This is a genomic window from Massilia sp. P2_C2, from assembly GCF_056404615.1.
In genome coordinates this window covers 12344-23494 of the sequence record NZ_JBFUDR010000008.1, presented here as the reverse complement: position 1 = coordinate 23494, position 11151 = coordinate 12344, and the positions used below count along the sequence as shown (strand labels likewise).

8 protein-coding genes are annotated in these 11151 nt (G+C 66.9%); 1 reads left to right on the top strand and 7 read right to left on the bottom strand.

What is annotated here, in order from left to right:
* Positions 1-6 precede the first annotated feature (6 nt).
* From AC1DYX_RS01925 to AC1DYX_RS01900, 6 genes are all read right to left on the bottom strand, one after another.
* Positions 7-2745: a TonB-dependent receptor gene (locus tag AC1DYX_RS01925; protein WP_477255739.1), complete on the bottom strand. Its 2739-nt coding sequence runs from the start codon at positions 2743-2745 to the stop codon at positions 7-9.
* 221 nt (positions 2746-2966) lie between these two features.
* A complete protein-coding gene (locus tag AC1DYX_RS01920) occupies positions 2967-5450 on the bottom strand; it encodes a TonB-dependent receptor plug domain-containing protein (protein ID WP_477255737.1) in 2484 nt (827 codons plus the stop codon).
* Between the two features lie 62 nt (positions 5451-5512).
* The gene (locus AC1DYX_RS01915; RefSeq protein ID WP_477255735.1) at positions 5513-6028 is read right to left on the bottom strand and encodes a RidA family protein; all 516 of its coding nucleotides are present in this window, start codon (positions 6026-6028) and stop codon (positions 5513-5515) included.
* Positions 6029-6042: 14 nt separating this feature from the next.
* Entirely contained in the window at positions 6043-6438 is a 396-nt protein-coding gene (locus AC1DYX_RS01910) for a c-type cytochrome (RefSeq protein WP_477255733.1), read from the bottom strand.
* Positions 6435-8015, bottom strand: coding sequence for a flavin monoamine oxidase family protein (locus tag AC1DYX_RS01905; protein ID WP_477255731.1), 1581 nt, complete (start codon positions 8013-8015; stop codon positions 6435-6437). The genes AC1DYX_RS01910 and AC1DYX_RS01905 overlap by 4 nt, the downstream gene beginning before the upstream one ends.
* Before the next feature lie 383 nt (positions 8016-8398).
* A complete protein-coding gene (locus AC1DYX_RS01900) occupies positions 8399-9163 on the bottom strand; it encodes a hypothetical protein (RefSeq protein ID WP_477255729.1) in 765 nt (254 codons plus the stop codon).
* A 180-nt stretch (positions 9164-9343) separates the two neighbouring features.
* Here AC1DYX_RS01900 and AC1DYX_RS01895 point away from each other — a divergent pair, with 180 nt between their 5' ends.
* Positions 9344-9895 carry a phasin family protein gene (locus AC1DYX_RS01895; protein WP_477255727.1) on the top strand — a complete coding sequence of 184 codons (552 nt, stop codon included), beginning with the start codon at positions 9344-9346 and terminating at the stop codon, positions 9893-9895.
* Positions 9896-9904: 9 nt separating this feature from the next.
* Here the strand turns inward: AC1DYX_RS01895 and AC1DYX_RS01890 are convergent, their stop codons facing one another.
* A complete protein-coding gene (locus AC1DYX_RS01890) occupies positions 9905-11146 on the bottom strand; it encodes an acyltransferase family protein (protein ID WP_477255726.1) in 1242 nt (413 codons plus the stop codon).
* Positions 11147-11151 lie beyond the last annotated feature (5 nt).

The window sequence follows — 11151 nt, the reverse complement described above, 5'->3', positions numbered from 1 at the left end:
CCGTTGCTAGAAATCGTGTCTGACACCGATATCGAACGTCCTGCCGATTGCCCCGCTCAGGTGGAACGAGGGATTGAAGTTCATGTTGATGTACGCGGCCGGATCGAGCGGCGCGATCTTGTCAAACACATTGTTGACGGAAAAATAGAGTTCCGTGTGCTTGTCGAACCGATGGCTCCCGCGCAGGCTCACGGTGCTGTACGAGGCCACGCGGCAGTCGTTCGGCGCCGGCGTGCCGTCGGCGAACTGGTTGAAGCAGGGCGCGTCGTGGAAGTCCTTGTTGAGATAGCTGCCGATGTACGAAAAGACGGTCGACAGGCGGTTCGACCCGCGCTCCCACGCCAGTTCGGCATTCAGCCGGTGTTTCGGCGTCCCCGTGTTGCCGCTGACGACCATCGGTCCGTGGGTGCCGGCATAATCGACCGTCGGCCCGTCGCCGAACCGCTTCTTGTAGTAGTCGAGGTAGGTCCAGGTCACCCTGGCGCTCAAGGTGCCGAGGTTGCCGAGCTGGTGGCGGTGGTTGACGTCGACGTCGAGCCCCTGCAGGCGCGATCGGGAATTGTTCTGGAACGGCGCGCTCACTTCGAGCACATTGCCCTGGCTGTCGCGCACGACGGACGCGCCCTGGAACGCCGAGGGGTTGTTCAGGATGGCATACGGGTCGGCCCCGTTGATCTCGCTGCTGCGCTCGAGCCACCAGTACGTGACGCCGAAGCTCGTCGCGGGCCGCGGCTCGTAGATCGCGCCGAGAGTCACCATGCGTGCCTTCTCGGGCTTGAGGTCGGGATTGCCGATCGTCCTGACGACGGTGAGGAAGCCGCTGCCGACCAGGTCGAGCGCCGCCGCGTTGGTGTTGCTGGCGCCTTGCTCGACTTCGTTCGGCGCACGGAAGCCTTCGGCATAGGTGCCGCGCAACACCAGCTGGCTCCATGGCTTCCACTTGATGCCCAGCTTCGGCGTGACCGAGGTTTCCGAATTCTTCACCTTGTCGACCCGCACCGCGCCGTCGATTTCCAGCGTCGTCGTCAGCGGCGCCCGGGCTTCGGCGAATACCGAAGTCACTTTCTGCTCGCCGCTGTAGACGTAATACGGCCAGCCGACGATGTCGCCGGTATCGGTGTAGCGCGGCGCGGGTGCGTCCAGCGTCTCTTTCCGGTACTCGGCGCCGACCGACAGGCCCAGCGGGCCGCCCGCCAGCATCATCAGGTCGCGCGAGGCCTTGAAGTCGAGCAAGGTCAACGTGGCGACGTTGTCGGTCGAGATCTCCGGGGACAGGGCCTGGTAGAACGCGGGCGGATTGAGGCCGGCGTTGGCGCCGAGGCGGTAGTAGCCGAACGGCCCCGTGCCGTCGAGCCCTGCGCGCAGCACGCTGTCGCGGATGAAGCCGCGCAGGATGCGCGTGGTCGTCGTGCGGCCGTACAGCAGGCCCGTGTCGTAGCTCCAGCCGGACCATTCGCCCTTCGTGCCGACCAGCGCGCGCCAGGTCGCGCTGTCATGCTCGAAGCTGCGCGACCCCGCGTCGGCGATCAGGTAACTGAGGAGCGCATCGGTGCCCAGCGGGTTGTCCGGGTGGCTCGCCGGCAGCGGCAGGAAGGTATTGTTCTTCACCTGGTTGGTGGCCGGATCGATCCACAATTCGTTGGCCGCCGTCGGGCCGAATACCCACCTCGACTTCGTGTCCGAGGCAAACCTGCCCAGTTCGAAATACGGCTCCATCGCGTCCGACAGCCGCATCGAGCCGCGCACGTAAATGTTGACCTTGTCTTCCGAGGGCAGCAGCGTGCCGTACTCCTTCGTGCGGTCGTAGATGCAGCCACCCAGGCCGGCCGGCAGGCCGATGGTCGAGTTGCAGCCCGGCAGCTGGTGCCAGGTGACGGGGCCGGTCGCGGGGCTGACCGCGCCGAAGCGGTTCGGGTTCGAGGCCCCGGTCGCATTGTCGAACCAGCCGCCGAGGTTAGGTCCCAGTCCGCCGGCCGTGAACGCGTAGCCGTACGGACGCAGGTCGCCGTTGCCGATCCATTTGCGATCGGCCCGGTCCCCGCTCGAGACGTTGCCCTGGTGCGAGACTTCGATGTTGGCGAACAGGTTGTAGCCATCGGTGGCCAGGTTGCCGATGCCGCCCGTGAGGCTGGCCCGCGGCGTCGCGCCGCCGCCGTGCTGCGCCCAGCCGTAGCTGACGTTGGCGGAGGCGCCCTTGAACTGGCTGCGCAGGATGATGTTGACGACGCCGGCGATCGCGTCGGAGCCGTAGATTGCCGACGCGCCGTCCTTCAGCACTTCGATGCGGTCGACGGCGTCCAGCGGAATCGCGCTCAGGTTGACGAACGTGCGCTGCACGTCGTCGGCAAGGCCGTAGTGCACCATGCGGCGGCCGTTGACGAGGACCAGCGTGGCATTCACCGCGAGGCCGCGCAACGCGACGCCGGAGGATCCCATCGCGAAGCCGCTGATGTTGCCGAGGCCGATCGAGCCGTTGTTGTCCACGGTAAGCGAGCGCACGACGTCGGACAGCGTCGTCTTGCCCGACCGTTCGATGTCGGCGCGCGAAATGATGTCGACGGGCGATGGGGTTTCTTTGTCCGTGCGTTTCAGGCGCGAGCCGGTGACCTCGACGACGGGAATACGGGGCGGGCTGGCCGCAGGACCGGGTTCGGACTGGGCATGAACAGGGACGGCCCAGGGGCCGAGGGTGGCTGAGAAGGAGAACGCGAGCGCGTTCCGGAGAGTCTGTTGAAGCGTCAACATATGCCCTCGTCGTAGAACTAAACCGATATCCACTCGAGGCGGGCCACGGTGCGGCTCCACTTGGCCAGAGTGGCGTCACGACTTGTTCATTGTACTCTCCTCTTGTTCGTACGCACTTCCTGTTGCACGGTTCTGTTGCCATTTTGGTGCGAGGCTGGCACGCGGCGACCACGCTGTTTCCGCATGGATCGCCGCCTCCGGACACGATGCCGCGCCGGTGCTCAGAACTTGAATCCCAGCCTTGCGTAGTAATAACCGCCGTTGATGCCGAACGGCGCGAACGACGGATACACGGTAACGGCCGCGTTGTCCAGGTTCGCGCGCTGCTCGGCGAGCAGGCCCGCATTGACGTGGTCCGGGTACTGGTTGAACAGGTTGTTCGCACCCGCCGACAGCGTCCATGCCTTCGTGAACTGGTAGCTGACTTCCAGGTCGGTGATCGCAGCCGGCTTGACTTCCGTCTTGTAGTACGTGGCGCCGTCCGACGACTGCAGTTCCGACGACTTGCCGTAGAACGCTTCGCGTGCACTGATCGTCCACGCGCCCGATTTCCACAGCGCGCCCAGGTTCACGCGCACGCGCGGCGAGGCCGTCTCCAGGTCCGAGATCGCCGTGGCGTCCAGCAGCGTCTGCGGCTGCAGCTGCGCGGGCGCCTGGTTGACCTTGATGACGTCGACCTTGTTCCAGTTGGCCGCCAGCGACCAGTCGACCTTGCCCCAGCCGCCATAGTTGCTGTTCAGCGTCGCGACGAATTCCAGGCCGCGCGAGCGCGTGTTGACGGCGTTCGAGAAGATGTTGATGCCGGTCTGGACGACGGTCGGGTCGAGCGCGTTGCCGTTGGCGAGGATGGCGGCCGTGACGGCCGGCGAATTCACCGCGCCGCCGGAGCCGTACAGCGAACCGGACCCGACGATGCGGTCGCGGATCGTGATCTGGTAGGCGTCCAGCGTGACGGACGCGCTCGTGGACGGATTGATGACGATGCCGGCGCTGATGTTGGTCGACGCTTCCGGCCGCAGCCCGTCGACGCCGACCAGCTTCGCGCCCGGGGAGTTCGGCGCCAGCTGCACGAACGCGCTGCGCGGCGACACGTTGGTGGCGGAATAGTATTCCTCGGCCAGCGTGGGCGCGCGGAAGCCGTTCGAATACGTGGCGCGCAGGCCGACGACCGGGGAAAAGTCGTAGCGGGTCGTCAGCTTGCCGACCTTCGCCTTGCCGAAGTCGCTGAAGTGCTCGTAGCGGGCAGCCAGGTCGACGGTCCATCCCGCCACCGGCTGGCCCGACACGTCCACGTACGCGGCCTTGTTCGTGCGGCTGTGCGAGCCGGCGTCCGTCAGCGAAAAGCCGGGGAACGATTGCGCGCCTTCCTTGTAGCGCGAGGCCGGATCGCCGGCGCCGATCTCGTACTCGTCGCGGCGGTGCTCGAGGCCGATGGCGACGTTCAGCGGCGTGGACCAGCCCACGGCGAACTCGTGGTTCAGGTCGAAGTTGTTCGTCCATTGGCTGGCGACGAACTTGCCGGCGTAGAAATCGAGCGGCGTCGCGCCCGTGTCCGCGAACAACGACACGTTGCCCGAGTGCGCGACGCCCAGCTTCGCCTCGTCGCGGCCGTAGGTGCTCGACAGGTCCCAGTTCCAGTTGCCCGCCAGCTTGCCCTTGATGCCGGCCGTGTACGCGTAGTCGTTTTCCTTGAACGTCTCCTGCGGCGAGAAGCCGAGCGGGTAGATGGCCGGCAGACGGCTCGGCATGCGGTAGTTCTCGAACGCGGCCGCCTTCTTGTGGCCGTACGTGGCGAAGCCGTACAGCGTGAGGTCGGGCGTGAGGTCGGCGCCGAAGTTGGCGGCAACGATGTGCTGGCGGTATTGCGCGTCGCCGGAGATGTGGTTCACGTTCGGGTAGCCCGGTGCATCCTTCAGCTGCGGCATTGCGGCCAGGTTGCCCGGATCGGTGACGCGCGGGTCGATGCCGCCGCGGTCGGAAAAGCCGTGGTACTTCGTCTCCACCGTCAGGCTGAGGAATGCGTCCGTGAACGGGGCCAGGCCGAGGTTGGCGCTGGCATCGCCCGTGTGGCCGCCGCCGTCGCCATAACCGCCCCCGTTGACGTTGCCGGTGAGGCTGCGGTAGTTCGACTTGAGGATGATGTTGACCACGCCCGCGATGGCATCCGTGCCGTACTGCGCGGCGGCGCCGTCCTGCAGCACCTCGATGTGGTCGATGGCGGCGACGGGGATGTAGTTCAGGTCCGCCGCGGCGCCGCCCTGGTAGGGCCCGCCCAGCACGGACAGGTTCGAGGTGCCGTGGCGGCGCTTGCCGTTGACGAGGACGAGGGTATTGTTCGGCGACAGGCCGCGCAGGCGCGCCGACAGCGTCATGTTGGCCATGTCGCTGCCGAAGGCCTGGGCGGTCAGCGACGGCAGGTTCTGCGCCAGCGCCTGGATCAGGTCCGGCTGGCCCGTGCGCTGCAGCGACGTCGTGTCCAGCACCTGGATCGGCGATGCGCTGTTCTCGGCTTTCAGTCCCGTGACGCGCGTGCCGGTGACGATCACGACACCGGTGTTGAGCGGGCCTGCTTCGGCGGCCGCCGCCGCCGGCGCAGCGGCGGCGGCGGGCGCGTCGGCCGGCTTGTCGTCGTCGGCGGCATGGGCGCCGAGACCGCAGGACAGGACACCGGCGGCGACGCCGGCATGGAGGATGGCCTTGTGCATATGAATCCCTTATCTGAACTATGTTTTGGAAGTGAATGTCTCCGCGGGTTGAGCTGCCCCGATTATTTTTTTGCGGCCACGACCTCGATCTCGACGAGCCAGCCGGGATTCGACAGGCCGGCCACCTGGACGACGGCGCGCGCCGGCAGGTTCGGCTGGCTGCCGCCGAAATACTGCGTATAACCCTCCATGAAGCCGGCGACGTCGGCGCGGCCGTTGCGTGCCGGATCGCCGACGAGGAAGACCTGCATCTTGACGACGTCGCCCATGGCCAGGCCCATGCCTTGCAGGATCTCCTTGATTTTCGCGAGCACGCCGGCGGTCTGCGTCTTCGTGTCGCCGAACGCGGCGGGCGAATTCGGATCGGCCGCCTTGTCGACCGTGGGCGGCACCTGGCCGCTGATGAAGTGCAGGGTCGTCCCCGGCGGCAGCGTGACGGCCTGCGCGATCGGGAAGTCGGAGTTGGGGATTTTGTGGCGCACGATCGCAGGCGCTGCCGATGCGGTCAAAGGCAGGGTACAAGCGAGGGCGCAGGCGAGCGCGAGGGCGGCGGTGTGGCGGCTCATTGTCGTTTTCATGGGACTCCGATAGGTCAGTGTTTGTTGCCGAAACGGCTGTGCGATGCGGGCGCCACGCCGAGGGCGGCGCGCGTGCTGCCGACGTCCTGCCCGGACACGGGCGGCGCGCTGTTGCCCCAGCTGGACCGGACGTAGGTCAGCACCTGGGCGATCTCGTCGTCGTCGAGGCTCCCGGAAAAGTCCGGCATGCCGCCGCGGCCCTTCAGCAGCACGGTGGTCACGTCGCCCGGGGCGCCCTGCACGAAGGCGTTGCCGGCGAGGGCGGGAAAGGCGCCGGGGATGCCGCGGCCGGTGGGCTGGTGGCAGGCGGCGCAGTTCTTTGCGAACAGGCTCTTGCCGTCCATCGTGTCGGCGTGGGACAGGCCGGCGCACGCCGCGAGCGCGGCGGCGAATACGTGTTTGATGCTCATGCGCTTGCCTTCCCGTGGAGTCGTTCGATCTGCTGCCAGGCCGATTCGATGGCACCGGCCTGCCAGCCCGTCAGGTAGCTCAGGTGCTCGCCCGCGAGCAGCACGCGGCCTTCGCCCTCCAGCAGCACCGGATAGGCCTTCTGGCGGCTCGCGTCGTCCCATTCGGCCCAGCCGCCCAGGTTGTACTGGACGCGGTGCCAGGCCACCGAGAACGCGTTCTCGAATGCGGCGCGATAGGGCGGGAAGATCTTCTCGCCCGCGCTCACGGCGAACTCGGCGCGTTCGCCAGGCGTGAGGGCGCTGACTTCGATGGCGTCGATCGCATAGTGGTAGTAGCCGAGCAGCACGCCTTTCTTCGACTGCCAGCCGGACGACGGCAGCGAGATCGTGTTGATGCCTTTCAGGTCGGTGAGCACGTGGCCGCCGTAGATGTGGTCGTCCTCTTCCCAGAAGCGGCGCTTCATCTGCAGGCCGATCTTGCCGACCGGCGCATACGACACGGCCTTCAGCGCGCCCTTGAACCCGTCCGAGAAATCGGCGTCGATGGTGCGCAGCACGGACAGCGGTATCGTGCACAGGCAGTAATCGGCCGTCACGTGCGTCACGTTGCCGCTCTTCGTGTCCTTGACGGTGACCGTGACCTTGTCGGGCGACTGGCGGATCGCCTGTACCTCGGCGCCATGGCGGATCGTGCGGCCCAGGCGCTGCGCGAAGCCCCACGCGATCCTGTCCATGCCGCCGACGGGCTGGAACATCGTCGCGTGCATGGGAAATTCCTGCACGGCGCTGTAGACCTTGCCCACCTTCGATGCCAGCAGCTCGCGGAATCCGAGCGGGTCGGCCAGCCGGCCCGGCCTGAGGCCCGCGCCGGGCGGGTCGGCATAGCCCGCGCCGTTGCGGCCGCGGTACATGAGGTCCTGCGTCGACAGCGCGCCCTCGTGCGCCAGGTAGTCGAGCAGCAGGTGCTGGTCGTCGGCCGTCAGTTCGGTATCGAGCTGTTTCGCCTGCACGGACTTGGCCAGCAGTTCCGCCACGTGGCCGCGCATGTCGGCCTTGATCTGCTCGGGACGCAGGCGCTGCTTCGAGAACGGCCCGGCATCCTCCATGTAGACCCAGGCGTGGTCGTTGTCGTTGACCATCACTTCAAGCGGAATGCCGAACTGCTTCGTGTAGTACAGCGTCGACTGGTGGTCGAGCGGAATGCGCCATGGGCCGTGGTTGATGTACAGGCCGTCGTCGAAGCGGCACGTCTGCGCCTCGCCACCCAGCTCATGCAGCGTGAAACCCTTGCGCGCCGTCTGGCAGCGCCCGCCCGCGAAGGGCCGTGCCTCCAGTACCTCGACCTGGTAGCCCAGCTTGCCGAGTTCCCAGGCCGCCGTCATGCCGGCCAGGCCCGCGCCGAGAACGACGATTTTCTTGCCCTTGCCGCTGCCGGACAGCGCGGGCGGGGCGTTCACCCGCGAGGCGATGCCCATGCCCCAGGCATTCAGCGTGTTCAGCAGCAACGCCGAGCCGCCGATTCCCGCTGCCCGGTAGAGAAATTCGCGTCGCGTCAGCGATCGTGTCAAACGTTTCATCCGCACCCTCTTGTGGTTATTGCAGGAACCTTCTTCGGTCACTTGAGTTTCAGCAATAGCCGTGCCAGCGACGTGCGGTTAATAGAACAAATCTACGTTAAAAATAAAGTCTGTTTCCACGAAGGGCAAACGTAAGATTGGGGTAAGCGGGAATTCCAAAATAAAGTTCGTTTCGCGCTGATGCCTCCCGGGTTGGGCATGCGGACCGCGCGACGTGCCATACAAACTTTATTTTTTGCCGATCAAACTTTGTTTTCGAGGTCGGGCAAGGCGCATCCCGGCGACGTGCGCATCAGGCGGGGAAGGTGGGGAAGGTGGGAAAGACGGCGTCCCGGCCCGTCATGATGCACTGCACCATGCCGGGTCGGGATGCACTGGATTGGCTAGGGCAGCCGCGCGGACTGCACCGCTGCAGTGTTGCGCCGGCGTCCCTGGACGGGGGGGCCATCCTTGTCCAGCCAGTAGCTGAACTGGCCGAAGCTGGGCAGGTCGGCCGCCGGGCGGCCGCGGTAGAAATCCTGCAGCATCTGCTGGTACGCGGCACGGCGCGAGAAGTCGGGATGCGTGGCCGCATAGCGCGCGACGGCCACACGGAAGATGGCGCGCATCTCGGCATCGGTGTTCAGGCCCGGATGCTCACCCGACTTGCGCGGGCGGCCCCGCTTGACGCCTTCGCTGGCGCCGCGTGTCTTGCCGCGCGCGCCGGAATTGCCGTAGTCGGGGAGAAGGGCGGCGACGGTCTGGCCGCGTTCCCAGAAGCGGCGCAGGTAGCGCAGCACGCTCGGCCGCGACACGCCATGCGCGCGTGCGCAGGCGGCCACCATCGCGGCCCGCTCGCGCGGCTGGTACAGCGCGGGCACCTGTGCCTGCAGGCCCTGGATGACGTCCCAGGCTTTGGCCTGCATGTCGAGGTATTTCTGCGGCAACGGCGCGGGCGGCACGGGCGCCGCGAACGGGTCGTCCTGCAACAACCTTGCGCGCCGGGTCAGCACGTCATCGGCCAGCACCTGCAGCGCCACAGTGCGCGGCTGGCTGTGCTGCAGGCCGAGTTCGAAGGTAAACGCCAGGGAACGGTCGGGCGCGATCCACAGGATGCGGATCGTGCGCACCGGGTTCGCATACTGGATCACATCGTTTGGTAGAAACATGGGCAGCTCCCGGACGAATTCAGGAACTTGTACCCATGCAAGTATCGCGCCACCTCAGTCCGACAAGCCCGACACGATTAGCCCAGATCAAAGGAGTCCCGCCCCGCCCCTTTAGTCTGTGAGCTCCGTTCCGCGGCGGATGCGGCGGCACGTCAACCCAATCTTTTTTGTGAGGCAAACATGTATCCGTTTCCACAAACCATCGCCCCGGCAGTGCGCACCCATATCGATGCCCAGACGGCATTCATGAACGACATGTCGAAGTCGCTGTTCAGTTCATTCCAGCAGATGTGCGACCTGAACATCCGGCTGGTGCAGACGATGCTGGAAGAAACGACGCTGGCCGGCAAGCAGGTGTTGAGCGCGGACCGCCAGTCCGAACTGCTGAGCGCCGCCACGTCGCGCACCCAGCCCGCGGCCGACAAGCTGCGGGCCTACCAGCAGCACATCGCGCGCCTGGCGGCCGATGCCCAGGTCGAGCTGGCCCGCGTGACGGAACAGCATGTCCAGAACACGACCCGCACCGCGCGCGCCCTGGCCGACGAGGTGGCGCGCGACGCCAGTGAGCAGACGGAGCGCGGCCTGCGTGCCCAGCAGGAAACCGTGCGCCAGTTCAGTGACCCGTTCATGCGGCCGGGCGACAGCGGCGCGCAGCCGGGGCAGATGCCGATGGGCCAGCAGTCGTCCGGCCAGCAACAGGGTAGCCAGCAGCAGCGGGCCAGCACGCACTGAAGGCGGCGCTCATGCCGGCTTCGGGCCGGCCAGGCCGGCGGTCGTCGTTGCGGCCGGGGTGGCAGCCCGCATACGCGGTCCGAGGCCGAACAGTGGACGCAGCAACGGTATCCGGCGCACGATCTCGAAGCCGCCGAAGCTGAGCACCGTCACCAGCACGACGAGCAGCAGCGCTTCGAGGCCGGGCGGACGGTGCAGGGGCTCGAGCGCATGGGCCAGCACGACGATCAGCGTCTGGTGCAGGATGTACACCGGGAACACGGCCTCGGTCAGGTAGCGCCGGGCCGGGCCGTCGCGATCCAGGTGCTGCCGCGCGAAGCCGCAGGCGGCCACGATCGCGCTCCAGCACACCAGCGCGACCATGGCCCGCATCGGGTAGGCGAGCAGTTCCCAGCGGGTGCCGGCGACGGCGCCGTCGGGCAGCGCGTACCAGATCATCATGGCGGCCCAGCCGCCCAGCGCCAGCGCGAGGCAGGTCCAGCGCAGCTTTGCTACGCGCGGCCAGAAGTCCGGCACGCGCGCCATCAGGGCGCCGAGCAGGAAGAGGGGCAGGTAGTGCGCATGGTTGTACCAGTCGTCGACGAGCGCGTGGGTGATGGGGAAGCGTTCCAGCATCAGGATGCGCGCCAGCGCCAGCAAGGCCGCCGGCAGCACGACGATCTTCCACCCGGAGAGCACGCGGCCGAGCCAGGCGGCGAGCCGGTCGACGCGGGTGCCCAGCGCCAGCGCGAGAAGCGCGAGGACGGCCRTATAGGCCCACAGGTAGGCGACGAACCAGAGGTGGTTCCAGGTCGGCAGGATCAGGCAGCCGTCCTGGCAGAAACCGTGGTAGCCGCGCAGGTAGAGGTGCATGAAGTCGGCGTAGCTGCCGGCATAGCCGAGTTTTTCGACGACCTCGAAATACGACTGCGGCGGCACGATGACGAGCATGCCGAACAGCAGCGGGATCAGCAGGCGCCAGCTGCGCCTGCGCAGGAACACGCCGGGGCGCAGCTTCGCCAGCATGCAACCGGACGCGACCCCCGACACGAGGAACAGCAGCGACAGGCGCCACGGTGCCGACAGCATCATATAGGGTTCGAGGGCGTCGCTGGCATGGGGGCTCTTCACGTGCCAGCTCCACGTCACGTAGTACATGCCGACGTGGTAGAGGATCAGCAGGAAGAACGCGAGGATGCGTACCCAGTCGAGGAAGTGATAGCGCGGCAGCGTGGCCGGCGGTGCGGATTCGGACAGGCGGACAGTGGTCATGGCGT